We start from the raw sequence: 25,646 nt of genomic DNA on the forward strand, positions 1-25,646 counted from the left end.
CTGGAGTTTCTAAGGGAAGTCTAATTGATAACACAAGATTCTGAAATATTTAAATAACTGTATTAACAATGTTTTAAGACGTTCGTTAGACTAACATCACACAAACCGGCGTCTAAAGATGTTGATTACTTTTATGCTATTATATTAGAATGGATTTACTGTTTTTAGCGTTTGAAGTGAGAGGGTGGGAAAATGGACAATGAGGCGCATGTTACTTTTAAACAAGGTGTAAAAGCGTGTATTCCTACTTTGTTAGGTTATGCTGGTGTTGGTCTGTCTTTTGGAATTGTTGCAGTGGCATCAGGATTTAGTATGTTGGAAATTATTTTACTTTGCTTGCTAGTGTATGCGGGCGCGGCACAGTTTATTATTTGTGCACTTGTTATTTCTGGCACGCCCATATCTGCAATTATATTGACGACATTCATTGTGAACTCAAGAATGTTTTTATTAAGTATGACGCTTGCGCCAAATTATAAAAACTATAGTTTATTAAATAGAATTGGTCTTTCTACATTAGTAACAGACGAAACATTCGGTGTAGCTATTACACCACATTTAAAAGGTGAGAAGATTAATGATCGTTGGTTGCATGGATTAAATATAACAGCATATGTTTTTTGGACATTTGCATGTATTATTGGTGCAGTCTTTGGTAAATACATACATCAACCAGAAGCACTAGGATTAGATTTTGCAATTACCGCTATGTTTATATTCTTAGCTGTCTCACAATTTGAGTCGATTAGACGCTCGAAGATAAACATATATTTTGTATTGATTATATGTGTGATTGTAATGATGCTTAGTTTAAGCTTGTTTATGCCTTCATATTTGGCTATCATATTAGCTTCAACTATTGCAGCACTGATTGGAGTGATGATGGAAAAATGACAACGACGGTACATATGTTAACAATTATCGTGTTATGTGGTGTGGTAACATGGCTCACACGAATTATTCCCTTTATTTTGATAACTAAAATAAAGTTGTCTGAACGTGTTATTAAATGGCTATCATTTATACCAATTACATTATTCACTGCTTTAATCATCGATGGATTAATAGAGCAACAAGAAGGTGTGATGGGTTATAGTATTAACGTGCCGTTCTTAATAACGATGCTCCCGACTATTATCATTGCTGTGATATCACGCAGTCTAACAATCACTATACTTAGCGGCATTATTATTATGGCAGTGTTACGTTGGGTATTTTAAATAATCCTATTGAAGTAAGTTATATTATCCGTTAAACTATAAATAATTAGAAAATTAAGATATTTCAGATTGCATTAACAGTTTAATTTTATCTTAATTAATGAGCTTATCTTTAATACAATTAAAATCAAATCTTATTTCGAGAAGCTGAGGGACTTGGCCCGTTGACGCTTCAGCAACCGGCTTATAAAGTACGGTGCTAATACCATCGATACACTCGAATGATAAGTACTTTTAACTTCTTACTTATTTTATGAGTGAGGAGTTTTTTTACTAAGTAGGAGGTAAAACATGACGAATTATACGGTTGATACACTAGAACTAGGGCCATTCACAACGGAGTCAGGTGAATTCATCTCAAACTTAAAACTACGTTATGAACATGTAGGATTAAAAGGGCAACCACTCGTAGTGGTCTGTCATGCTTTAACAGGTAATCACTTAACGTATGGTACAAATGAAAATCCTGGATGGTGGAGAGGGATTATTGACGGTGGTTATATGCCAATCAATGATTATCAGTTTTTGACATTTAATGTTATTGGAAGCCCTTATGGTTCAAGTTCTGCGTTAACAGATCCAAAGTTTCCTGAGACACTTACGTTAAGAGATATCGTACGTGCCATAGAATTAGGTATTGAAACATTAGGTTTCGAAAGGATTAACATATTAATCGGTGGTTCGTTAGGTGGCATGCAAGCAATAGAATTATTATATAATCGTAAATTTGATGTTGAAAAAGCAGTGATTCTCGCAGCTACAGATAAAACATCATCCTATAGTCGTGCGTTTAATGAGATAGCGAGACAGGCCATTCATTTAGACAATAAAGAGGGGATGAGTATTGCAAGGCAGTTAGGGTTTTTAACATACCGTTCGTCTAAAAGCTATGATAAACGTTTCTCACCAGATCAAGTTGTAACCTATCAAAAACATCAAGGCAATAAATTTATGAATCATTTTGATTCTTTATGCTATTTAACACTCCTAGACGTCTTAGATAGCCATGACGTAGATAGAGGACGCGACGATGTAGATGAAGTGTTTAGTAACCTAGATACTAAAGTAATGACAATGGGCTTCACAGATGATTTGTTATATCCAGATGACTTAGTGCGTGCCGTGGGAAAACGTTTTAAATATCACAAACATTTCTTTGTCCCAGATAACGTAGGTCATGATGGTTTCTTATTGAATTTTAATGACTGGGCACCTAATCTATATCACTTCTTAAAAGTATATAAAATTAAAAGAAAATGATTTAATAACTCTATTATATTAATTTTTAGGATGAAGCTATATGACTACTTTCGATAGGGGAGGGTAGACTGACATATATATATAGTACATCCTTTTTTTGTACAAGTATTTAAGTTGTGGTGGCGTAAAGCGACACGAGAAGTAGTAGTATTAGAAATGTAATACCGTGAAGTGTTGATTAGTACAATCATTTATAAGTTTATAATTTTGAAAAGTATAGTATATCGTTATCTTCTGTATTTGGATTGCCAATAATTGTATAAAAGTTTTAAAGAGGTTAAAATAATAGTTATAGTCAAAAATAGTATGGGAGTGGCGAAATTGTTTTCAAAAATATATCCTAAAGTAACTGTGCTTAGTATACTAACGCTAATCGTAGTGGCTTTAGCTTTACATATATTACCTCCGTTAGGCCTGGTGTTAGGTATCTTTGCGACAATTCCAGGCATTATCTTATGGCATAAGTCTATTGAATCATTTGGTTTAACAGCAGTCATTACAGTGGTATTAACAACATTATTAGGTAATATATTTGTGTTGAGCACCATGGTCATTATACTCTTAGTGAGTTTTGTTATTGGCCAATTATTAAAAGAACGTACATCTAAAGAACGCATACTTTATATAACAACTACTTATATTAGTATGTTCTCGTTAATTGCGTTTATGGGACTACAAACGTTTGATAAAATACCAAGTTCTACAGTTTTGATAAAACCAGTGAAAGATTACATGCATAATGTTGTTTCTGGAATTGCGGGAAGTGCAGAATATAAGCAAATGCTTGAAGAAGGCTTCCGCCAGATGTCAGTTCAGTTACCAAGTTATGTCATTATCACAGTATTTCTACTTATTTTAATCAATTTAATTATTACTTTTCCAATTTTACGTAAGTTCAAAATCGCTACACCAATATTTAAACCATTATATGCTTGGCAAATGAAGCGTTCACTATTATGGATGTATATTATTGTCTTGATTTGTGTTATGTTTGCGAGCCAACCAGGGACTTTCCAAAGTATCGTTTTAAACTTTGAAATTGTGTTATCATTATGTATGTATATTCAGGGCTTAAGTGTTATTCACTTTTTCGGGAAGGCAAAATCAATGCCAATCGCACTTTCTGTGTTATTCATGGTTATAGGGACAGCTTTAATGCCATTAACACATATTGTAAGTCTCCTGGGTGTTATAGATTTGTGTATTAACTTAAAAAGTATCATTAAAAAATGATTTGAGGTGGAAGAATGAACCGTCAATCCACTAAAAAAGCGTTAGTTTTACCATTTATTATTATGGCGCTCACAGCAATTGTACTTGTAGTAGTTTGGTTTGTTTTTAACCAGCTCATTGCAGGCATAGCGACAGTTGTATTAGTGATTATTATTGTAGGGACAGCAATAATGGTAAGACGAGCTTTGCAGAAACTAGATAGCTATGTTGATAATCTAAGTGGCCATATTTCGGCAGGCAATAATATTGCAATTAAAAGTTTGCCAATCGGTATGATTATCTTAGATGAAAATGAAAACATAGAGTGGATGAACAAATTTATGTCGGAACGCTTAACGCGTAATGTAATTTCCGATCCAGTTAATGAAGTATATCCTAATATCTTAAAACAATTAGAAAAAACACAAGAAGTTGAGATTTCTGAAAATGAGTACCACTATCGCGTACGTTATTCTGAAAAAGAACATGTATTGTATTTCTTTGATATTACTGAAGAAGTACAAACAAATAAGTTATATGAAGACTCTAAACCAATTATTGCTACATTGTTCTTAGATAATTATGACGAGATTACGCAAAATATGAATGACACACAAAAATCAGAGATTAACTCGATGGTTACACGTGTGATTAGTAGATGGGCTAGTGAGCATAACATTTATTTCAAACGTTATAGCTCAGATCAATTTGTTGCTTATTTAAATCAAGATATATTAAACAACATAGAGGCAACAAACTTTAGTATTTTAAGTCAGTTACGTGAAAAGAGTGTCGGTTACCGTGCACAATTAACTTTAAGTATCGGTGTCGGTGAAGGTTCTGAAGATTTAATAGATTTAGGGGAACTATCACAATCAGGCCTAGACTTAGCGCTAGGACGTGGTGGTGACCAAGTTGCTATCAAGAATATGAACGGAAATGTACGTTTCTATGGTGGTAAGACTGACCCAATGGAAAAACGTACACGTGTTAGAGCACGTGTTATATCACATGCGCTTAAAGATATTCTGATGGAAGGCGACAAAGTTATCATTATGGGGCATAAACGTCCTGACTTAGATGCAATCGGTGGTGCAATTGGTGTATCACGTTTTGCAATGATGAATAACTTAGATGCGTATATTGTCTTAAATGATTCTGACATTGATCCAACATTACGACGTGTTATGGATGCAGTAAATGAAAAACCAGAATTAAAAGACCGTTTTATCACATCGGATGAAGCATGGGATATTATGACATCTAAGACAACATTAGTCATTGTAGATACGCATAAACCTGAAATGGTCATCGATGAGAATATCTTAAATAAAGCTAACCGTAAAGTGGTTATTGACCACCATAGACGCGGTGAGAGCTTTATTTCGAGTCCATTACTTGTTTATATGGAACCATATGCAAGTTCAACTGCAGAACTTGTGACAGAACTACTTGAGTATCAACCGACAGAACAACGATTAACACGTTTAGAATCGACAGTAATGTTTGCAGGTATTATTGTAGATACGCGTAACTTTACGCTACGAACAGGTTCTAGAACCTTCGATGCAGCAAGTTACTTACGTGCGCATGGTGCAGATACAATATTGACACAACATTTCTTGAAAGATGATCTTGATACGTATATCAATCGTACCGAGTTGATTCAAACAGTGAAATTACAAGAAAATGGTGTAGCCATTGCACACGGTTCGAATGATAAAATTTATCATCCTGTTACAGTTGCACAAGCTGCCGATGAACTGTTAAGTTTAGATGGTGTAGAGGCTTCGTACGTGATTGCAAGAAGAGAAGAAAATGTAATAGGTATGTCTGCCCGCTCACTTGGTGCTGTCAATGTGCAGTTAACAATGGAAGCACTTGGCGGTGGTGGCCATTTAACTAATGCAGCCACACAGTTAAAAGATGTAACAGTGGATGAAGCAATAGAACAATTACAACAAGCTATAACAGAACAAATGAGTAGGAGTGAAAATGCATGAAAGTAATATTCACACAAGATGTAAAAGGTAAAGGTAAAAAAGGTGAAGTTAAAGACGTACCAGTAGGTTATGCAAATAACTTCTTATTAAAGAAAAATTATGCAATAGAAGCAACACCTGGTAATTTAAAACAATTAGAACAAAAAAATAAAGCTGCTGAAGCAGAGCGTCAACAAGAAATTGAAGATGCTAAACAATTAAAAGCACAATTAAGTGAAATTGAAGTCGAAGTGTCTGCTAAAACAGGCGAAGGCGGTAAATTGTTTGGTTCAGTAAGTACGAAACAAATCACACAAGCATTACAAGAACAACACAACATTAAAATTGATAAACGTAAAATGGATTTACCAAACGGTATCCATGCATTAGGTTACACTAACGTGCCAGTTAAACTAGATAAAGAAGTTGAAGGTACAATCCGTGTACACACAGTTGAACAATAATAGTGGATTGAGATATGAGGTGTAATCACAATGGATGGAATGTATGAACAAAATCAAATGCCACACAGTAATGAGGCTGAACAGTCTGTCTTAGGTGCCATTATCATAGATCCAGAATTAATCAACACAACTCAGGAAGTATTGCTTCCTGAGTCATTTTATAGAGGTGCACATCAACACATCTTTAGAGCAATGATGAACCTCAATGAAGATAATAGAGATATTGATGTGGTAACCATTATGGATCAACTAACACAAGAGGGTCGATTGAATGAAGCGGGCGGTCCTCAATATCTTGCAGAATTATCAAGTAATGTGCCGACAACACGTAATATCCAATACTATACTGAGATTGTTTTTAAGCATGCAACTAAACGTAAATTAATACAAACTGCAGATAGTATTGCGAATGATGGTTATAATGATGAGCTGGAACTAGATACGATACTTAACGATGCTGAACGTCGTATATTAGAATTATCATCCTCACGTGAAAGTGATGGATTTAAGGATATTCGAGATGTACTTGGTGAAGTATATGAGAATGCAGAATTATTAGATCAAAACAGTGGTCAAACGCCAGGTATTCCAACGGGCTACCGAGATTTAGACCAGATGACAGCAGGGTTTAACCGTAATGATTTAATCATTTTAGCAGCACGTCCTTCGGTAGGTAAGACTGCCTTCGCACTTAATATTGCGCAAAAAGTTGCAACACACGAAGATCATTTTTCAGTAGGTATATTCTCGTTAGAGATGGGTGCAGATCAACTTGCAACACGTATGATTTGTAGTTCAGGAAACGTGGACTCAAATCGCCTGAGAACTGGTATGATGACTGAAGAAGACTGGAATAGATTTACTATAGCAGTCGGTAAACTGTCACGTACTAAGATATTTATCGATGATACACCAGGTATTCGGATTACAGACATTCGTTCTAAGTGCCGTCGTTTAAAACAAGAGCACGGATTAGATATGGTTGTTATTGATTACTTACAATTAATCTCAGGTAGTGGCTCTCGCTTTTCAGATAACAGACAACAAGAAGTTTCTGAGATTTCACGTACATTAAAGGCTATTGCTAGAGAGCTAGAATGCCCTGTTATTGCACTGAGTCAGCTATCACGTGGCGTTGAGCAGCGTCAAGATAAACGTCCAATGATGAGTGATATTCGTGAGTCAGGTTCTATCGAGCAAGATGCCGATATCATCGCTTTCTTATACCGTGATGACTATTATAATCGTGGTGAAGACGAAGAAGACGATGATGACACTAATTTCGAACCTCAAACAAATGATGAAAATGGGGAAATTGAAATTATTATCGCTAAGCAACGTAATGGTCCTACAGGAACAGTGAAGCTGCACTTTATGAAACAATACAACAAATTTACAGACATAGACTATGCACATGCTGAAATGGGTTAAAAAATTATAAAAAAATATTTTCCGTACGATAAATTGATTCAAATTTTTATTGTACGGTTTTTGTTTGTGTTTGGTTTATAGGTTTATAAGTAAGTATGTGTCTTTATTTTACAAATTAGTTCGATAAAGCATTGGTATCACTAGCATAAAGATGCATGAGAGTTAGTTGATATTTTTTGCTGAGTAGAGAGAATCATTGAAAATCAATGTTCGATTTTTGGTTTGCAATCTATCCTGTGTATTGGTAAAATACGTAATGGTTAATCGAGAAAACTTGGAGGTGCTCACATGTCATCAATAGTAGTAGTTGGGACACAATGGGGAGACGAAGGTAAAGGTAAAATTACAGATTTCTTAGCAGAACAAGCAGATGTTATTGCACGTTTTTCAGGCGGTAATAATGCAGGTCATACTATTAAATTTGGCGGAGAAACATATAAATTACACTTAGTACCATCTGGTATTTTTTATAAAGAAAAATTAGCAGTGATTGGTAACGGTGTCGTTGTAGATCCAGTGGCACTATTAAAAGAATTAGACGCATTAAATGAAAGAGGTATTTCAACAGATAACTTACGTATTTCAAACCGAGCACAAGTTATTTTACCTTATCATATTAAACAAGATGAATATGAAGAAGAACGTCGTGGAGATAATAAAATTGGTACAACGAAAAAAGGTATTGGTCCTGCTTACGTAGATAAAGCACAACGTATTGGTATTCGTGTTGCCGATTTATTAGACAAAGAAACATTCGAAAGATTATTAAAAGATAATATTGAATACAAAGGTGCATACTTCGAAGGCATGTTTGGTAAATCATGTCCATCATTTGATGAAATCTTTGAAGCTTATTATGCAGCTGGTCAACGTTTAGCTCCATTCGTTACTGATACTGCAAAAGTTTTAGATGATGCATTTGTAGCAGAAGAGAAAGTATTATTTGAAGGTGCGCAAGGTGTAATGTTAGATATCGACCATGGTACGTACCCATTTGTTACTTCAAGTAACCCAGTTGCCGGTAATGTTACTGTTGGCGGTGGTGTAGGTCCAACCTTCGTATCTAAAGTTATCGGTGTATGTAAAGCATATACATCACGTGTAGGCGATGGTCCATTCCCAACTGAACTATTTGATGATGACGGACATCATATCCGTGAAGTAGGCCGTGAATACGGTACAACTACAGGTCGTCCACGCCGCGTAGGTTGGTTCGATTCAGTTGTATTACGTCACTCTCGCCGTGCAAGTGGTATTACAGACTTATCAATCAATTCTATTGACGTATTAACAGGTCTAAAAGAAGTGAAAATCTGTACTGCATATGAATTAGACGGTAAAGAAATCACTGAATATCCAGCAAACTTAAAAGACTTACAACGTTGTAAGCCAATTTTTGAAACATTACCTGGTTGGACTGAAGATGTAACAGGTTGTCGTTCATTAGATGAATTGCCTGATAACGCACGTAGATATTTAGAGCGTATCTCTGAATTAAGTGATGTTAAGATTTCTATCTTCTCAGTAGGTCCAGACCGTAATCAAACAAACTTATTAAGTTCATTATGGTAAGCAATTAGTGCCATTTAAATTTTATTAAAAAGAAAACCTTGTAGTCGTTCATTTTTCTAAAAATGATTTTGGCTACAAGGTTTTTTGTATGTTTATTTTTGTATCATGCAATGCGTGTCACGAAACTCTAGGATTTTATTAACAGCTAATTCATAACCGTATTGTTCATTATGCGAAGGGCCCTTAATCATATCTATATTGTTTTGATATTCGTCTAAATGATTAAGCATCGTTAATACGGTTTGTTTTAATTGTTCTACAGTAAAAGTTTCGGAATTTAACTGTTGCCCAATATTTAAGTTTTCGATTTGTTGCGCTACAACGGGTTGGTCTGCATTCTGTGGAAAAGCTAGCATAGGTACACCCAGCATAATCGCTTCATTTGCGCTATTCATACCTGCATGTGTTAAGAATAATGAAGTATATTGTAATAGCTCAGTTTGAGGTACAAACGACTTTATAATAAAGTTGGAAGGTACTTCATCAAAATCCTCTATGCGATTCGTTTCTCCAATAGAAACTATAACTGTAACATCAATATCAGCCAATGCTTTAAAACATTTATTGAAAAACGGTATATTTTCATTAAAAACAGTACCTAAAGAAATGTAGATGATTGGTTTAGAATGATCAATTTCTGCCATGAATCCCGAAGGCTGTGGCATGATAACAGACGGTCCAGCAAAGAAATAGTGATTACTGTCAAATGTATCAGAGTTGATTTGAAAGTTTCGCATGACGTATGAAATATTTAAGTCACCTGGATTATTCATCACTTCAAATCTTGAAGGTATCGAAATATCATAAGTTTGTTCTAAACGTGTCTTTAAAGTAATAAACGCTTTGTCAGCATCATCTTTTGCTTCAGCACTCAAATTTACGTTCAATTGATTTGTGAATCGATCAAATGAATCTTTAGTATGTGCAAATGTTGTAATAGAAGAAATAGCAGGAATACCTAATTTTTGAGCCAACATATAGCCACATCCAAACATAGAATCATAAATCATATAGTCATAGTGTTCATCTTCGATCTCTTTTAATATTTTTGGTAAGAACAGATCTGTAGTATTTAACAAGCCATTCATGACATTAAAGAGATTATCACGTCCATAAGTCGAAAAATGAGCCATCATGTCGTCTGAATTAAATGTACGTATTTCTACGCCAATATCTTGAAGCCTATCTGTGAATTTATCAGTTGCGTAATATACAACTTCCTCGCCTTTCTCTACTAATGTTTTACAAACGGCAACTGTTGGGTTTACATGTCCTGCAGAACCTGGGTTAATAAATAGTACTTTTGCCAATTGAGTGCCTCCTCATATGTATTATTTAATTATTTTATCAAAATACATAGAAAACATAAAATATTTCAAATTTAATAAATAGGTTTAATATTAAAGTTTGATGCATTGTTATTGGTATTTTAGTAGTAATACTTAAAGTTTAAGTGCTATTTTGTCGGGCTTTTATCACATTTTTATAGTTTTTTGTAGGTATAGGTAAAAAAGTTACACATTATACCATTAAGATAGAAAATTATACTAATTTAATTTAAAAAATAGCTTGTCATCCTATGAAAGAGTTGGTATAATTTATTTTGTGCTTAAGACAGGCTCCTTGGTCAAGCGGTTAAGACACCGCCCTTTCACGGCGGTAACACGGGTTCGAGTCCCGTAGGAGTCACCATTTTTTTAGGTCTCGTAGTGTAGCGGTTAACACGCCTGCCTGTCACGCAGGAGATCGCGGGTTCGATTCCCGTCGAGACCGTATAATGCCCATCCAATAGGATGGGCATTTTTTGTATATATTTTTTTAATTACTACCTGATTAGGCTTCAATATAAATTGTTGTTCTAGCAAATATAATATTTTTGTAGTTACCTCAGGATAAAAGAATTTATAAGTATTAAATATAGAAGGAAAGCAGATTTTTATTTCGTAAGTAAATTGTGTAAGCAATTAATTCGAACGTAAACGCAATATTGTTTAGACTGGAAATATCTATTCATGACTCGAAAAGTACCCATTTTATAGCAATAATGTTATAATTTTACAATATACAATTTTAATTTTCTATTTAGAAAAATAGAATTGAAGTGCCATAAATGGTAAATTATATTATAGAGATGTGCGTAGAATTTAATGTAAATGTACTACAATATAGAAATGAGGTTTATAAAATATGGCTAGAAAAGTTGTTGTAGTCGATGATGAAAAACCAATTGCTGACATTTTAGAATTTAATTTAAAAAAAGAAGGGTACGAAGTGTTTTGTGCCTATGATGGAAATGATGCAGTAGATTTAATATATGATGAAGAACCAGATATCGTGTTGTTAGATATTATGTTACCTGGTCGTGATGGCATGGAAGTCTGCCGTGAAGTACGTAAAAAATATGAAATGCCAATCATTATGTTAACTGCAAAAGATTCAGAAATAGATAAAGTATTAGGTCTTGAGCTAGGTGCAGATGACTATGTGACGAAACCATTTAGCACACGTGAATTAATCGCACGTGTGAAAGCCAATTTACGTCGCCATTATTCACAACCAGCACAAGAAATTAACGACGAATCTAATGAAATTACTATTAAAGATATCGTTATTTATCCAGATGCGTATTCTATTAAAAAACGCGGCGGTGACATCGAATTAACACACCGTGAATTCGAATTATTCCATTATTTATCTAAACATATGGGGCAAGTCATGACACGCGAACATTTATTACAAACCGTTTGGGGCTATGACTATTTTGGTGATGTGCGTACTGTAGACGTTACAATTCGACGCTTACGTGAAAAAATTGAGGATGATCCATCTCATCCAGAATATATTGTGACACGCCGTGGTGTTGGATATTTCCTCCAACAACATGATTAGAGGCCATGTTAAATGAAATGGCTTAAACATTTTCAATCCTTACACACAAAACTTGTTATCGTCTATGTATTGCTGATTATAATCGGTATGCAAATTATCGGTTTATATTTTACGAATAGTCTTGAAAAAGAATTAACACAAACATTTAAAAATAATATTTCGCAATATGCGAAACAAATAGAAATTAATATTGAAAAGGTCTACGACGAAGATAATTCGGTAAATGCTCAAAAAGAAGTTCAAAACTTATTGAATGAGTATGCTAATAGACAAGAAATAGAAGAAATTCGCTTTATTGATAAAGATCAGATTATCATGGCTACTTCAAAGCAGTCTACCCGTAGTCTAATAAATCAAAAAGCCAATGATAATTCTATTCAAAAAGCACTGTCGCTAGGTGAAATCAATAGCCATACCGTATTAAAAGATTACGGTAATGGTAAACAGCGTGTCTGGGTATATAACTTGCCTGTTAAAACATCTAACGATGGTACGATTGGTGACGTTTATATCGAAGCAGATATCAATGACGTATATAACCAGTTAAGTAATATCAATCAAATCTTTATCGTTGGTACAGGGATTTCATTGTTAATTACGGTAATCCTAGGGTTCTTTATTGCACGTACAATTACGAAACCAATTACAGACATGCGGAATCAAACTGTAGAAATGTCTAAAGGTAACTATACGCAACGTGTAAAAATTTATGGTAACGATGAAATTGGCGAGCTTGCACTCGCCTTCAACAACCTATCTAAACGTGTACAAGAAGCACAGGCAAATACCGAAAGTGAAAAACGACGTCTCGATTCCGTTATCACACACATGAGTGATGGTATTATCGCAACAGATCGACGCGGACGTATACGTATTGTAAATGACATGGCATTAACGATGATGGGGACAATGAAAGAAGATATTATTGGCGATTACATGCTTAACGTATTGAATCTTGAAGAAGATTTCTCATTAGATGAAATTCAAGAGAATAACGATAGTTTCTTGTTAGACATCAATGAGACGGAAGGCATTATCGTTCGAGTTAACTTTAGTACGATTGTTCAAGAAACCGGTTTTGTCACAGGTTATATCGCCGTGCTACATGATGTAACTGAACAACAACAAGTTGAACGAGAACGTCGTGAATTCGTGGCTAACGTGTCTCACGAATTACGTACACCACTGACTTCGATGAACAGTTATATCGAAGCGTTAGAAGGTGGCGCGTGGAAAGATGATGACCTAGCACCACAATTCCTATCCGTTACACGTGAAGAAACAGAACGTATGATTCGTCTTGTAAACGATTTACTACAATTATCTAAGATGGACAACGAATCTGATCAAATTACTAAAGAAATCGTCGACTTTAATATGTTTATCAATAAAATCATTAACCGTCACGAAATGTCTGCGAAAGATACGACATTCATCCGTGAAATTCCAAAACAAACCATCTTTACTGAAATTGATCCAGATAAGATGACACAAGTGTTTGATAACGTTATTACTAATGCGATGAAATATTCACGCGGTGATAAACGTGTTGAGTTTCACGTGAAACAGAATGCATTATATAATCGTATGACGATTCGTGTGAAAGATAATGGTATTGGTATTCCAATCAATAAAGTAGATAAGATCTTTGACCGCTTCTATCGTGTAGATAAAGCACGTACGCGTAAGATGGGTGGTACAGGTCTAGGATTAGCTATATCTAAAGAAATTGTAGAAGCTCACAATGGTCGTATATGGGCGAACAGTGTAGAAGGACAAGGCACGTCAATTTTTATTACGCTTCCATGTGAAGTTTTAGAAGATGGTGATTGGGATGCGGAGTAAAGAGTTAATCAAATCCATAATCCTTATCCTTCTTGTATTAATGAGTGCGGTTTTAACATATATGACCTGGAATTTCTCACCTGATTTAGCCAATGTGGATAAGCAACAAGACAATAAAGAAACAGAAGCTAAGACGATAGGGAAGCCATTAGATCAAGGAATGGATAAAGTGGTTACACCCTATCAGGTAATTCATTCTAAAGGTGAAGATTCTGAAGGTATGGAAGCGACGAAAAGTAATGTAGAAGCAACATTGAAACCATTGAAGAATCATCGTGTATTACGCTCAGAGCAAATGCATAGTAACCATAACTTAATTATCCCAGATCTTAGTGATGAATTTTTAGTATTGGATTTTACGTATGATATGCCATTAGCAACTTATTTAGGTCAAGCCTTGAATATTAACGCTAAAGTGCCAAACAATTTTAAATTCGATCGCTTAATCGTCGACAATAATAAAGATGGTACAGTGAAACTTTATGCGATTAGTAAAGATCGCCATAATGTTGTGCGTATGACAACATCTGCTAAACTCAGCCAATTTGAAAAGGTAATGAAGCAACAACAGAAAAATATGCAGCCTTATACTGAGATTATTACGAATAAAGATACGATTGATAAGGCTACACATATTTTCGCACCAAAAGCCCCTAAAGGTTTGAAATCATATCACACTATTTATAATCGCATTAGTGTAGATACGATGAATGCAATATTATTTAATGATTCTGTCGTGGTGCGTAGTTCGAAAAGCGGTAACGCAACATATAATAATAATACGGGCGTTGCCAATTATAGCGATGATAGTGAAAAATACCGCTATACTAATCTCTCAGAAGATGAAAATCGTTCTACTAATATGAAAGAAAGCATACCGAGTACCTTTGATTATATAAACAATCACGGTGGCTTTACAGATGATTTCAGGTTATTTAATGTGGATAACAAGACTGGTGAACTGACATATCAAATGTTCTTAAACGGTCGCCCAACATTTAATAACGATGATCTTAATAACATTAAAGTATCATGGGGCGATAAAGGCGTCTTTAGTTATGCACGTGCACTATTGAAAGCCAATGTAACGATTGATAGTGGTGAAGACGAGGTTAAACTACCTGGTGCTGAGACTGTACGTGCAGAGTTAGCAAACAATCCAGAGATTAACTTTGAAGAAGTAACAAACATGACGATCGGCTATAATATGGACAACAAACCAGATAATACCGATATTGAAATCCAACGCAATAGTGAATTCAAACCACAATGGTATGTACAATATGATGGTGAATGGCGTGCATACAGTGATGGGGGGCTAGAATAAATGAACTGGAAACGTACAAAAACATTATTTATTTTCGTCTTTATTCTAGTAAATATTGGCTTAGTCATTATCTATATCGATAAGGTGAATAAGTCACATATCAATGATAGTGAAGTTGAAAATGCTGTGGATTTTAAACAAGAAGAAATTAAAATTCCAGACAACCTCCCTAGTGTTAAAAATTTAAAAATGCAGTTACTAACCGCGCGTTCATTTGATTTTTCATCCTATGCTAAAGCACATTCTGATATATCGAGTGAACAATCAGGTGCCATGGCTAAAGGTGACATCAGTAGTCCTATCGACGTCAGCAATGATCAATACACCGACTTAAAGACATATGTCAAAGATAAGGTGTATAAAGGTAAAGACTATGAAATGAGTAACATAGACAACAAAAACGTAACATTTGAACAAACTTATGAAGATTACCCAATAATGAATAACAATAAAGCGAGATTAGAATTTAATATAAATAATGATGGTAAAGCTTCAAGCTATAAACAAACGGCAATGAAATCTATTACACCATCAGAAGGCGCTAACAACGAGAAAAAACAAGTGAATACGGCGAGAAGCGCAATAGAAGCCCTTTACTTTAACCGTTATCTTAAACGCAACGATGAAGTTACTAACGCAAGACTTGGTTACTACACGGTTGTGAAAGAACCCAATGTGCAAGTACTCGAAGCCAATTGGGAGATCAAAGTAAAACACGGAGAAAAGATTAAAACTTACTATGTTGAAGCCGTCTCAGACAGCCCGAAAGTAATTGAAGAATAATATAACTGATCAAACGCACGTCTCTTGAAGAGATGTGCGTTTTTTAATATCCAAAATAATAACTAACGTCTTATTTCTCGAAGAGGGACATAAAACATTAATAAGAAAGCGTTTACAAAATCAAACTACAATGGTAATATTTCACTTAAGCTAGTTAGTTAATTTAAAAAACAAACCAACTAGCAAAGGGGGTATTCAATGGATAAAATTTCGGGTACGCATGATAGTTCTTATGCTGACGAAAGCCAAGTTAATAGTTCAACTAAGTTACGCACTTCTGAGAAAGTTGTATTTGGGGTAGGGGATTTTGGTGCTAATTACAGTTGGACTTTTATTGCATCATTTATCATTATTTACATGACAGATGTAGTAGGTATTGCAGGATCAGTTATTGGAACTATTATACTTTTTTGTCGTTTTGCAGATGGTTTTTCAGACATTTTTATGGGAAGTATTATAGATAATACAAACACTAAAATGGGTAAAGCCAAGCCTTGGGTCTTTTGGACAGCACCTGTATTGGGCGTTTTAACATTCATGTTATTTAATGTGCCAACGTCGTTTAGTTATACAGGTCAAATTGCATATATTTTTATCGTATATTTTTTGATTTCAGTTATTTTTTATACAGCAAATAATGTTGCTTATTCATCATTAGTATCATTTATGACTAAAGATGAAAAAGATAGAGTTTCACTAGGAAGTATACGTTTTATATTTTCTAATTTAAGTGTGTTATGTATAACAACTTTCACTGTCTATTTTGTAACAAGTTTTGGCGATAATCAGCAAGGTTGGACATATACTTCAGCTATATACGCGTTGTTATGTGCAATCCCATTAATGATTACAGGTTATTTTGTAAAAGAAAGAAATGTGGCCGAAAAGCAATATAATGAAGTTAAAAAAACAAAGCGCATTCCATTTAGTTTAATTATTAAATCTTTAATAACTGAAAAATATTTCCTGATTACAATCGTCTTATATTTATTGTGGTATTTGAGACAGACAGATAATAGTATGCGAATCTATTACGCAACGTACATTTTTAATGACGCAAATGTAATGGCAATTATGAGTATAGCGACACTATTACCTACCATTTTAGGATTATTAGTAGCACCCCAATTTGCCGAAAAAGTAGGTATCAAAAATAGTATTATTATCGGGTTAATTCTATCTATTATTTCGTATATTATGATGGGCATATTCTCAGAGAACTTAATACTTTTAGTCGTTGGATTAATTATTCATGGAATCGGATTAGTACCTTTTACAGCAGCATTAAGCGGTATTGTAGCAGATGTTGGAGATATCATTTATTGGAAGACAGGCGTACCAGTACAAGGCTCAATATTCAGTTTAGCAAGTGCTGGCATGAAGATTGGTTCAGGTTTGCAATCTGCAATTGTTGGATGGTCACTATCCGTAGGTGGCTATGTTGCCGGAGCATCAGTTCAATCACAAAGTACCATTTTTGCTATAAAATCCATGCAGATTTATTTTCCATTATTAGCAGTCGCTATCGTAACGATATTCACTTTATTTTTGAATTATGAAAAATTTATTAAACACATAAAAGAACAAATTAGAACAAATAACGTAGGTGAAATGAGAGACAAACAAATATATAAATAAAATGAGGGATTACTATGACAAATTGTATTCATGTAGATAAAAAAGGTTCAGATTGTGGATTAGGTAATGTTGAATCACCACTCTTAACAATAGATAAAGCTGCTTCAGTTGCACAACCTGGAGACAGTATCATTGTGCATGAAGGGATATATCGCGAAGAAATAACACATATAAACACTGGATTAAGTGAATCTAGACGAATTTCATTTGAAGCAGCCAAAGACGAACAGGTGATTATTAAAGGCTCTGAAGAAATAACAGGATGGCAACAAATCGATGGCAGTATATGGAAAGTTGAAATAGATAACACGATATTTAAAGATTTTAACCCATTTGCTACAAAATTATTTGGCGATTGGTTAGCGGTCGATAACGATAAGAGTTTAGGACAAGTATATTTAAACAATCAATCACTTTTTGAAGTAAGTGAATATGAACAATTGGCTGATCCGAAATTGGTTGAAGAAACACTAGATCATTGGACAAATAAACAAGTTACTTATGACTATAAAGACCAATCAATCTATGTCTGGTACGCAAAAGTAGAAAAAGATATAACAACGGTATATGTGAATTTTCATGACTATAACCCCAATAATGAAGTAACGGAAATAAATGTTAGAAAAAGCGCATTTCGTCCCTTCAAAATGCATACAAATTATATTACAATTAGAAACTTTGAAATTGCGAATGTAGCAACGCAATGGTCGCCTCCAACTGCAGCACAGACAGGCATGATTGATACACATTGGAGTAAAGGGTGGATTATCGAAAATAATAGACTTTATAACGCTGTGTGTAGTGCGATTGCGATAGGTAAAGAAATTTCAACAGGTGACAATTTAAATACTTATAGAAAAGATAAACCAGGTTATCAATATCAAATAGAAACCGTCTTTAAGGCAGCCAATAGTGATTGGAGTAAAGAAACTATAGGGTCACATATCGTTAGAAATAATGTGATACATGATTGTGGACAAAATGCAGTAGTAGGACATCTAGGAAGTGCCTTTAGTAAAATATATAATAACCATATTTATAATATAGGTAATAAGAGAGAATTTTTTGGTTATGAAATTGCAGGTATCAAGTTGCATGCTGCGATAGATACACAAGTGTACAACAATTATGTTCATAATTGCTCACTAGGTATGTGGTTTGATTGGCAGACCCAAGGAACAAGAATAAGTAAGAATATATTTAACGATAATACTAGAGACTTGTTCGTGGAAGTAAGTAGCGGTCCGTATATTGTAGATAACAATATACTAACTGCGGATTATGCTTTAGACAACCATGCCCAAGGTGGGGCTTATGTTAATAATATTATTAATGGCGAAATAGTACATAGGTTAATGTTGGATAGAGCCACGCCATACCATGTGCCACACAGTACATTAATAGCAGGATTTGCGCCAGTTTATGGTGGAGATGATAGATTTTATAACAACATATTTATTGGAAAAGAAGATGTACCTAATGTAGGAACTGAAATTTATAATGGTTATAACACGTCACTATCAGAATTTAAAGAAGCGGTTGCTAAAGAAGAAGGCGATCATGAATCATTTCATAAGATAAAACAACCAGTTTATATTGAAGATAATGCATATTTGAATAAAGCAAATCAATTTAATAGAGAAAATCGTAATTTTACAGATAAAAGTGTTAACCCTGATTTATCAATAATCGAAGAAGGTAATGATGTGTATTTAAATATCTCTTTACCTGAATCATTTATTGAATTTAAAGGAAAAGTATATAATACCGAGACATTACCTAAAGTACGTATTGTTGATGCAGACTTTGAAGATGAAAATGGCAATTCACTAACACTCAATACAGATTTAAATGATGATTTGAGAGAACATGAGTCTATGATAGGTCCACTTCAAACGCTAACTACTGGAAATAATAAAGTGAAAATTTGGACTAAAAATAATGCGAAATAATAGAGTTCATTTCAAGAAATAAGAAATTTATATATCTATATAGTATGAAGTAAAAGATTTGTTTTCTACATTGCGTAGGAGATGAATCTTTTATTTTTATGAATTGAAACACGATTAATAAACCTTTCCAATTTTATTCAGATGAAATATCCATAAAGTATGTTAAAATTAAATACTGTTGATGAGCGTTATACAAAAGCAAAAAATAAAGCGATATAGTATAATAAAAGCGTAAAATTCGCGATAAGTTGAAGCGGAAAAGAGAAAATAATTTTATGCGACAGGATTTTTTTAAATTCTGTGATTGTAGTCGTATGCATGATATGACATTAGCTATGCGCCGTGCTCCTGATAGCAAGAGCAACGAAAATTTTAGACAGAGGGTATATTGACGGCACATAAACCGTAGTCTGCCCTATAAAAATATATATTAAACAGTGTTTACAGATTAGAAAGGGTGAATCGCTTGATACGTATGAGTGTATTAGCGAGTGGTAGTACAGGAAACGCCACTTATGTGGAAAATGATAAGGGCAGTATCCTAGTTGACGCAGGTTTGACTGGGAAGAAAATGGAAGAACTTTTTGGACAAATTGATAAACAGATTAAAGACTTAAACGGCATTTTAGTTACCCACGAACATTCAGACCATATTAAAGGATTAGGCGTATTAGCACGTAAATACAACTTACCTATTTATGCGAACGAAAAAACATGGTCAGCCATCGAAAAGAAAGACAGTAAAATTCCAATGGATCAAAAATTCATCTTTAATCCATATGAAACGAAATCATTAGCTGGCTTCGATATCGAATCGTTTAACGTTTCACATGATGCCATCGACCCACAATTTTATATTTTCCATAATAACTATAAGAAATTTACGATTTTAACAGACACAGGTTACGTTTCAGATCGCATGAAAGGTATGATTCAGGGCAGTGACGCATTCGTCTTTGAAAGTAACCACGATGTAGATATGTTACGCATGTGTGGTTACCCATGGAAGACAAAACAACGTATCTTGAGTGATATGGGACACGTTTCCAATGAAGATGCAGCACACGCAATGACAGACGTCATTACAGGCAGCACTAAACGCATTTACCTATCGCACTTATCTCAAGATAACAACATGAAAGACCTAGCCCGCATGAGCGTCGGACAAGTTCTAAATGAACACGATATCGACACACAAAAAGAAGTATTGTTGTGCGATACTGACAAAGCCAATGCTACACCGATATATACGTTATAGAAGCCCTAACCCCTTGATTGAAGGGGTTAGGGCTTCTTAATGCATTAGCCAATGGCTAATGTAATCCAAAAGAGGAAGCGAGTGTAACTGGAAAATTTAGCGGATTGTAAAGCATTGGGAATAAACCAACGTTAACTTACTTTTATAGCGGCATTAAATTGAAAAATTCAGAGACTTTTCATAAATTTGCCGAGATTTAATATGATATTTGAGACTTAGCGCTTTTTAATGGAGTATTACGTAGGAATGATACAATCTATAAATAAACTCACAAATTAATTGAGGAGGACTAGCGATTATTGATAAATCATTAGTCTGATTTGTATTGTAATAACCTAACCAATATCACAATTTGAGATGTTGGTTTTTATTATGTGTAAGAAGAGTAGTGCTAAATTTTAAGGATCATACATCTCTGTGTCTTAATTGAAACCTCATATACACTTAGAGCATAATTATAAACAGTGGATAACTTAGCTAATAAAAGGTTTTTATAGGTAAAAATCATGAAGAAAACGTAAAATTTGTGAATAAGTATGTAAGACACCCATCAACTTATCCACTGTTTTATCCATAGTTATCCATAGATGTGCACAATTAACAAGGAAATACCCACATTATACACAGGTTTATCCACAAATTAACATGTTATTAACGTATTTTTGTTTAGAAAACGTAAACATTATTAAATAATGATATACATTCCTGTTATAATAAGAGGGAATAGTGTGAATAAGTGTACAACTTGTGGATAACTCTAATAACTATTGTTTATTTTAAATTTGGAGGACAATGATGAAGATTACGATACTAACAGTAGGTAAATTAAAAGAAAAATACTGGAAACAAGCAATCGCAGAATATGAAAAACGTTTAGGGGCATACTCCAAAATTGAAGTTATAGAAGTGCCTGACGAAAAAGCACCTGAAAATATGAGCGACAAAGAAGTTGAACAAGTGAAGGAGAAAGAAGGCCAACGCTTATTAGCAAAAGTAAAACCCAAGTCAACTGTCATAACGCTTGAAATCAAAGGCAATATGTTGACGTCTGAAGGATTAGCTAAAGAAATAGAAGGACGAATGACTAGAGGACAAAGTGACTTCACCTTTATTATTGGTGGATCCAACGGCTTACATAAAGACGTGCTAAACCGCAGCGACTATGCATTATCCTTCAGTAAAATGACCTTCCCACACCAAATGATGCGCGTCATATTGATAGAGCAGATCTATCGAGCATTTAAAATTATGCGAGGAGAAGCATATCATAAGTGATGCGTTTTTTTTTAGGTTTTTGGTTGGAATAGTGTGGAAATATATTAGAATTATAATTTTATTTTTGTTTCATGCGCTATTTCACCAGATCCATCGTATATCTGTACCCAACCATCATCGTATACTTTTATAGTATTAGACCCTGAACCAGATTTATTATTAGCATCAATTGTCCATACACCATTACTGTAAGAAGGTTCTTGGAATTTCATTAAATCAGCGTCACCCACTTCATTTATGGCAGTACAACCATATGGATCAAATAATATAACAGATGAGTTAAATTCGATTAATGAATAAATGGAATGGAGAGGATAATATGAAAGAATTAGAAAAAATACTTGAAGATCCAAAGGTGTCAGAAGATGTAAAAAAAACAGTGCAATCAATGAATAAAGATGGTATGCAATTATTAAATGATTACTATGATGAAAATTCTAATTTTTATCAGCGAGCTCAACCGGAGCTTATTGCAAATGAATTCTATGCAGATCCAAATAAAATTAAAAATTTATTTCATTATACTACCTATGAAGCATTTGAAAAAATTCTGTCTTCATCAACTTTTTTAATCGGATCAATACACTATATGAATGATAATAAAGAAATTAAATATGTATATGAGTTAATGAAAAAAGAATTAAAATTACTTGGGGCACCTAATGATATAATTCTCAAATTAGAAAAATTAAATACTATTTTGCCAGATGATGTATACGTATGGTCCTTTAGTGAAAATGATTATTCGCAAGCATTATCAAATTATGGTGATGTAGCGTTAGGTTTTGATAGTCAGGAAATAATGGAGCATCTTGCAAGCTATTACTCAAAGGGCAAAAAAACACTAGATGAGTATACATTTGGTAATGCGTATGTATTTCCTTTAAAAGTGGAATATGATTATGAAGTACAGTCTAAATATATTACAACATTAGCTCATGCTTGGTATGTTGCGCATGATAATTTTGAAAAGGATCCTTATGATATGGATGAAATAATAAAGAGTATAGTACAAGCGCTTCATTTCTTTTCATTATTTTTCAAAAATCCTATTTTAAGACAAGAAGAAGAAATTAGATACATTATTTTCAATATCAATGAGGATAATCTGCTAAATCCAGAGTTGTACATGAATAATAAACCTTTCACTTCTTGTAAAATTACAAACGAAATATTAAAAGAAGTAATTATTAATCCCAACAGTGAAAAAAATTTAGAAGAAGTAGAAAATTCACTAAATAAACAGGGGTTTACTAATGTATTAGTAAATTTATCGAAGTTACCATATTAATATTTAGTTTATTATTAATAAATGAAGAGAGGCTGTTCTTGTGAATGTAATTGGAGCAATAGAGCATAATTATTTATATGAACATGGAGCTGAGCTATTAGGATCTATAATAACTGGGTTAGCTTTCATATTTACTTTTGTAAAACTTTATATTGATACTAAGAAGGAAGCAAATACTGAAAAAGTGAAAAATGAAAAAACATTAATAATGTTAGATTTAATTAGTGAGAAATATATTGGCAAAATTGAATTTCTAGAAAATAAATTAATTGATATAAAACAAGGATTTGCTATAAAAATAGGATTAGATGCGGAACAACAAACTTATCAAATAAACCTAAAGGACATTGAAAGTAATAACCAAATGCATTTCAAAGAAATTTTTCATACAAATTCTTTCGATAAATATCTTATTTTAGAAAGTTTCAAATTAATTAAAGAAAGCTATATTATTAATCATATAAACAAATTTAAAGACGAATTAACTAAAATCCTTAGTAATCAGCATATTAATTTGCAATTAAATTCTTTAGAAAAAATAAATAATAAATTAAATGTATTAAGTGAATTATTAGATGAGTTGGAAGAAATAGATAAGTTTATTAATATTGTAGAAATATCTGTAATGAGAGAATTCAATCATCCCAATTTTATAACATCGAAAAGTGGAAAAGATGAAGGTGAAAATATTCAGGATTTTGAAAATAAAATTATTTCTAAAAAGGTTAAGGAAATTGAAAAAATAACTGAAATTTTGAGTGAGTCTAAACAAAAATTAGTATGATTAAATTAATGATAGGAGTTTATTGAATGAAATATAGTTGGATAATAAAAATATCTTTAATAGTTGGTGCGATAAGTTTAATTGCAAATTTTTTATATGGATTACAAAATAAGAATGGAACAATGTTTGATGAAAGTTTAGTTTCAGCTTTAGCATTTTTTTTATTAATTTTGACTGCATTAATGCAGAATACAGATTTAAAAATCCAAAAAAAAGAAATGGCTAATAATACGCAAGCATTAATTGATCAGCAACAAGAGTTGAAGGAAAATAATACACAATTTAAGTTCTTTCGCACAATCGAAACTATGAATAAAATTAAGGCAGATTTAAATATAATGTACAAAGAAGTAGATTATATTAGCGATTATACAGACCCTGGTAAGTTAACCAATAATATTAATCTGAACAAATTTAATCATATTGAAAGAGTGATAAAGAGTGAGGTGACACATTGGTTCTTTCGTGACCCACCTTCATACTATAGTAGAACTAATGGAAAGGTATATCAATATTACATTAATGCTATAAAAGAATTGGAAAATTCTATAAATACAAAAGATGTAAATATGTATGTGCTTAGGTCATTAATAGACTTTGATCGTATTGATACTAAGGAAATGGAAAAGGAGATAAATAATGATATTAATCAAAAAGTAGAAAAAATTCTTTCTAAAAATAATATTAAAAATGAGTTTTATGTATTATTTAATTTACATAGATTTATTTTGAAAATAACTGAAGATACAAAAAATAATGAGAATAGTTTAAGAGTTTTATATATGAGCACATTAACAGAGAGTGAAAAAATAGTGTATAAGTTATTAGGTGGAGAAGCGTCTATAAAAGACTTTTATGAAGAGTATGGAAATGAATTAGTTTTAAAAAGTAAAGAGTAAGAAAGTATTTATAATTATGTTCAAAAACCGCATCACTACCTGATAAGCAGAAGCGTATCATAAGTGATGCGTTTTTTTATTTTACATTTTACTAGTGATGATGTTAACTAAAAACATACTTGATAACCCAATTTAAAGACGCAATGATCAATTTTATATGCAGAAGATTACATATAGAATTGATAACTTTAATGGGAGGTGACTTATATATGAGACTTGCAGAGCAAATTAGAAAGTATAGAAAAAGTTCTGGTTTAACTCAAGAAGCTTTAGCGGAGAAATTGAATACTACTAGACAGTCTGTTTCAAAATGGGAACAAGGATCTTTAGAGCCTAATATTCAAATGCTTAATAATTTAGCTGAATTGTTTGGTGTTAGTCTTGATAATTTAGTTAATGGTAAAGACGGATTAGAAGATTCTGATGATAAAGATTATGCACATGTACCAATGAATATATGGGAATTTGCTTCTAAAAAATGGTGGTTAATTATTTTAATCGTATTGATTATCGGTGGTACACTTTCACAAATCTTCGGTTAATATATAAGTTCCTTAATTGTTG

At 33.2% G+C, this 25,646-nt stretch carries 22 protein-coding genes, 2 tRNA genes and 1 riboswitch; of the genes, 22 read left to right on the plus strand and 2 right to left on the minus strand.

Going from position 1 to position 25,646, the window contains the following annotated elements; translation table 11 throughout:
• The first annotated feature begins 192 nt into the window (after positions 1-192).
• From ACW5YJ_RS01435 to ACW5YJ_RS01470, 8 genes are all read left to right on the plus strand, one after another.
• Positions 193-894: an AzlC family ABC transporter permease gene (locus ACW5YJ_RS01435; protein WP_457338361.1), complete on the plus strand. Its 702-nt coding sequence runs from the start codon at positions 193-195 to the stop codon at positions 892-894.
• Positions 891-1,220, plus strand: coding sequence for an AzlD domain-containing protein (locus tag ACW5YJ_RS01440; RefSeq protein ID WP_017723684.1), 330 nt, complete (start codon positions 891-893; stop codon positions 1,218-1,220). The genes ACW5YJ_RS01435 and ACW5YJ_RS01440 overlap by 4 nt, the downstream gene beginning before the upstream one ends.
• A gap of 131 nt (positions 1,221-1,351) precedes the next feature.
• A riboswitch (SAM riboswitch) is annotated at positions 1,352-1,451 on the plus strand.
• Between the two features lie 60 nt (positions 1,452-1,511).
• On the plus strand, positions 1,512-2,480 hold the full coding sequence (gene metX, locus ACW5YJ_RS01445; protein ID WP_017723685.1) for a homoserine O-acetyltransferase MetX: 969 nt from the start codon (positions 1,512-1,514) through the stop codon (positions 2,478-2,480).
• A 306-nt stretch (positions 2,481-2,786) separates the two neighbouring features.
• Positions 2,787-3,713 (plus strand): DUF2232 domain-containing protein, encoded by a 927-nt coding sequence (locus tag ACW5YJ_RS01450; protein WP_457338362.1) that lies wholly within the window; start codon positions 2,787-2,789, stop codon positions 3,711-3,713.
• A gap of 14 nt (positions 3,714-3,727) precedes the next feature.
• Complete coding sequence (locus ACW5YJ_RS01455) at positions 3,728-5,695, plus strand: DHH family phosphoesterase (protein WP_017723687.1); 1,968 nt, start codon at positions 3,728-3,730, stop codon at positions 5,693-5,695.
• Positions 5,692-6,138: a 50S ribosomal protein L9 gene (rplI, locus tag ACW5YJ_RS01460; RefSeq protein ID WP_017723688.1), complete on the plus strand. Its 447-nt coding sequence runs from the start codon at positions 5,692-5,694 to the stop codon at positions 6,136-6,138. Before ACW5YJ_RS01455 ends, rplI begins: the two co-directional genes overlap by 4 nt.
• Positions 6,139-6,168: 30 nt before the next feature.
• The gene (dnaB, locus tag ACW5YJ_RS01465; RefSeq protein ID WP_017723689.1) at positions 6,169-7,569 is read left to right on the plus strand and encodes a replicative DNA helicase; all 1,401 of its coding nucleotides are present in this window, start codon (positions 6,169-6,171) and stop codon (positions 7,567-7,569) included.
• A 288-nt stretch (positions 7,570-7,857) separates the two neighbouring features.
• Entirely contained in the window at positions 7,858-9,141 is a 1,284-nt protein-coding gene (locus ACW5YJ_RS01470; protein ID WP_318755117.1) for an adenylosuccinate synthase, read from the plus strand.
• A gap of 92 nt (positions 9,142-9,233) precedes the next feature.
• Here ACW5YJ_RS01470 and ACW5YJ_RS01475 read toward each other — a convergent pair whose 3' ends face one another.
• Positions 9,234-10,451, minus strand: a complete 1,218-nt coding sequence (locus tag ACW5YJ_RS01475) for a macrolide family glycosyltransferase (RefSeq protein ID WP_457338363.1) — start codon at positions 10,449-10,451, stop codon at positions 9,234-9,236.
• A gap of 307 nt (positions 10,452-10,758) precedes the next feature.
• Between ACW5YJ_RS01475 and ACW5YJ_RS01480 the strand changes: the two genes are divergently transcribed.
• From ACW5YJ_RS01480 to rlmH, 10 genes are all read left to right on the plus strand, one after another.
• Positions 10,759-10,833: transfer RNA gene (locus ACW5YJ_RS01480), tRNA-Glu, on the plus strand.
• A gap of 8 nt (positions 10,834-10,841) precedes the next feature.
• Positions 10,842-10,914, plus strand: a tRNA-Asp gene (locus ACW5YJ_RS01485).
• Positions 10,915-11,328: 414 nt separating this feature from the next.
• On the plus strand, positions 11,329-12,030 hold the full coding sequence (gene yycF / locus ACW5YJ_RS01490) for a response regulator YycF (RefSeq protein ID WP_017723692.1): 702 nt from the start codon (positions 11,329-11,331) through the stop codon (positions 12,028-12,030).
• Between the two features lie 12 nt (positions 12,031-12,042).
• Positions 12,043-13,875 (plus strand): cell wall metabolism sensor histidine kinase WalK, encoded by a 1,833-nt coding sequence (gene walK, locus ACW5YJ_RS01495; protein ID WP_017723693.1) that lies wholly within the window; start codon positions 12,043-12,045, stop codon positions 13,873-13,875.
• Positions 13,865-15,202 (plus strand): two-component system activity regulator YycH, encoded by a 1,338-nt coding sequence (yycH, locus tag ACW5YJ_RS01500; protein WP_026113539.1) that lies wholly within the window; start codon positions 13,865-13,867, stop codon positions 15,200-15,202. Before walK ends, yycH begins: the two co-directional genes overlap by 11 nt.
• Positions 15,203-15,985 (plus strand): two-component system regulatory protein YycI, encoded by a 783-nt coding sequence (locus tag ACW5YJ_RS01505; protein ID WP_017723695.1) that lies wholly within the window; start codon positions 15,203-15,205, stop codon positions 15,983-15,985.
• Positions 15,986-16,183: 198 nt separating this feature from the next.
• Positions 16,184-17,623: an MFS transporter gene (locus ACW5YJ_RS01510; RefSeq protein WP_017723696.1), complete on the plus strand. Its 1,440-nt coding sequence runs from the start codon at positions 16,184-16,186 to the stop codon at positions 17,621-17,623.
• A gap of 14 nt (positions 17,624-17,637) precedes the next feature.
• On the plus strand, positions 17,638-19,575 hold the full coding sequence (locus tag ACW5YJ_RS01515) for a right-handed parallel beta-helix repeat-containing protein (RefSeq protein ID WP_457338364.1): 1,938 nt from the start codon (positions 17,638-17,640) through the stop codon (positions 19,573-19,575).
• A 457-nt stretch (positions 19,576-20,032) separates the two neighbouring features.
• Positions 20,033-20,833 carry an MBL fold metallo-hydrolase gene (locus ACW5YJ_RS01520; protein WP_026113541.1) on the plus strand — a complete coding sequence of 267 codons (801 nt, stop codon included), beginning with the start codon at positions 20,033-20,035 and terminating at the stop codon, positions 20,831-20,833.
• A 795-nt stretch (positions 20,834-21,628) separates the two neighbouring features.
• On the plus strand, positions 21,629-22,108 hold the full coding sequence (rlmH, locus tag ACW5YJ_RS01525) for a 23S rRNA (pseudouridine(1915)-N(3))-methyltransferase RlmH (RefSeq protein WP_457338365.1): 480 nt from the start codon (positions 21,629-21,631) through the stop codon (positions 22,106-22,108).
• Between the two features lie 50 nt (positions 22,109-22,158).
• Here rlmH and ACW5YJ_RS01530 read toward each other — a convergent pair whose 3' ends face one another.
• Positions 22,159-22,320, minus strand: a complete 162-nt coding sequence (locus ACW5YJ_RS01530; protein ID WP_457338366.1) for a hypothetical protein — start codon at positions 22,318-22,320, stop codon at positions 22,159-22,161.
• Positions 22,321-22,427: 107 nt separating this feature from the next.
• Between ACW5YJ_RS01530 and ACW5YJ_RS01535 the strand changes: the two genes are divergently transcribed.
• From ACW5YJ_RS01535 to ACW5YJ_RS01550, 4 genes are all read left to right on the plus strand, one after another.
• Positions 22,428-23,399 carry a hypothetical protein gene (locus ACW5YJ_RS01535; RefSeq protein WP_457338367.1) on the plus strand — a complete coding sequence of 324 codons (972 nt, stop codon included), beginning with the start codon at positions 22,428-22,430 and terminating at the stop codon, positions 23,397-23,399.
• Positions 23,400-23,439: 40 nt separating this feature from the next.
• Entirely contained in the window at positions 23,440-24,183 is a 744-nt protein-coding gene (locus tag ACW5YJ_RS01540) for a hypothetical protein (protein WP_457338368.1), read from the plus strand.
• Between the two features lie 26 nt (positions 24,184-24,209).
• The gene (locus ACW5YJ_RS01545) at positions 24,210-25,082 is read left to right on the plus strand and encodes a hypothetical protein (protein WP_457338369.1); all 873 of its coding nucleotides are present in this window, start codon (positions 24,210-24,212) and stop codon (positions 25,080-25,082) included.
• Between the two features lie 209 nt (positions 25,083-25,291).
• A complete protein-coding gene (locus ACW5YJ_RS01550; protein WP_457338370.1) occupies positions 25,292-25,624 on the plus strand; it encodes a helix-turn-helix domain-containing protein in 333 nt (110 codons plus the stop codon).
• Positions 25,625-25,646: the final 22 nt, after the last annotated feature.

The sequence above is a fragment of the Staphylococcus sp. mip270_02 genome (genome assembly GCF_054031535.1).

What these genes read in the sequence shown, in the direction of transcription:
- ACW5YJ_RS01435 (WP_457338361.1), top strand. Translation starts at nt 193, where the DNA reads ATGGACAATGAGGCGCATGTTACTTTTAAACAAGGTGTAAAAGCGTGT.
- ACW5YJ_RS01440 (WP_017723684.1), top strand. Translation starts at nt 891, where the DNA reads ATGACAACGACGGTACATATGTTAACAATTATCGTGTTATGTGGTGTG.
- metX (WP_017723685.1), top strand. Translation starts at nt 1,512, where the DNA reads ATGACGAATTATACGGTTGATACACTAGAACTAGGGCCATTCACAACG.
- ACW5YJ_RS01450 (WP_457338362.1), top strand. Translation starts at nt 2,787, where the DNA reads ATGGGAGTGGCGAAATTGTTTTCAAAAATATATCCTAAAGTAACTGTG.
- ACW5YJ_RS01455 (WP_017723687.1), top strand. Translation starts at nt 3,728, where the DNA reads ATGAACCGTCAATCCACTAAAAAAGCGTTAGTTTTACCATTTATTATT.
- rplI (WP_017723688.1), top strand. Translation starts at nt 5,692, where the DNA reads ATGAAAGTAATATTCACACAAGATGTAAAAGGTAAAGGTAAAAAAGGT.
- dnaB (WP_017723689.1), top strand. Translation starts at nt 6,169, where the DNA reads ATGGATGGAATGTATGAACAAAATCAAATGCCACACAGTAATGAGGCT.
- ACW5YJ_RS01470 (WP_318755117.1), top strand. Translation starts at nt 7,858, where the DNA reads ATGTCATCAATAGTAGTAGTTGGGACACAATGGGGAGACGAAGGTAAA.
- yycF (WP_017723692.1), top strand. Translation starts at nt 11,329, where the DNA reads ATGGCTAGAAAAGTTGTTGTAGTCGATGATGAAAAACCAATTGCTGAC.
- walK (WP_017723693.1), top strand. Translation starts at nt 12,043, where the DNA reads ATGAAATGGCTTAAACATTTTCAATCCTTACACACAAAACTTGTTATC.
- yycH (WP_026113539.1), top strand. Translation starts at nt 13,865, where the DNA reads ATGCGGAGTAAAGAGTTAATCAAATCCATAATCCTTATCCTTCTTGTA.
- ACW5YJ_RS01505 (WP_017723695.1), top strand. Translation starts at nt 15,203, where the DNA reads ATGAACTGGAAACGTACAAAAACATTATTTATTTTCGTCTTTATTCTA.
- ACW5YJ_RS01510 (WP_017723696.1), top strand. Translation starts at nt 16,184, where the DNA reads ATGGATAAAATTTCGGGTACGCATGATAGTTCTTATGCTGACGAAAGC.
- ACW5YJ_RS01515 (WP_457338364.1), top strand. Translation starts at nt 17,638, where the DNA reads ATGACAAATTGTATTCATGTAGATAAAAAAGGTTCAGATTGTGGATTA.
- rlmH (WP_457338365.1), top strand. Translation starts at nt 21,629, where the DNA reads ATGAAGATTACGATACTAACAGTAGGTAAATTAAAAGAAAAATACTGG.
- ACW5YJ_RS01530 (WP_457338366.1), bottom strand. Translation starts at nt 22,320, where the DNA reads ATGAAATTCCAAGAACCTTCTTACAGTAATGGTGTATGGACAATTGAT.
- ACW5YJ_RS01535 (WP_457338367.1), top strand. Translation starts at nt 22,428, where the DNA reads ATGAAAGAATTAGAAAAAATACTTGAAGATCCAAAGGTGTCAGAAGAT.
- ACW5YJ_RS01545 (WP_457338369.1), top strand. Translation starts at nt 24,210, where the DNA reads ATGAAATATAGTTGGATAATAAAAATATCTTTAATAGTTGGTGCGATA.
- ACW5YJ_RS01550 (WP_457338370.1), top strand. Translation starts at nt 25,292, where the DNA reads ATGAGACTTGCAGAGCAAATTAGAAAGTATAGAAAAAGTTCTGGTTTA.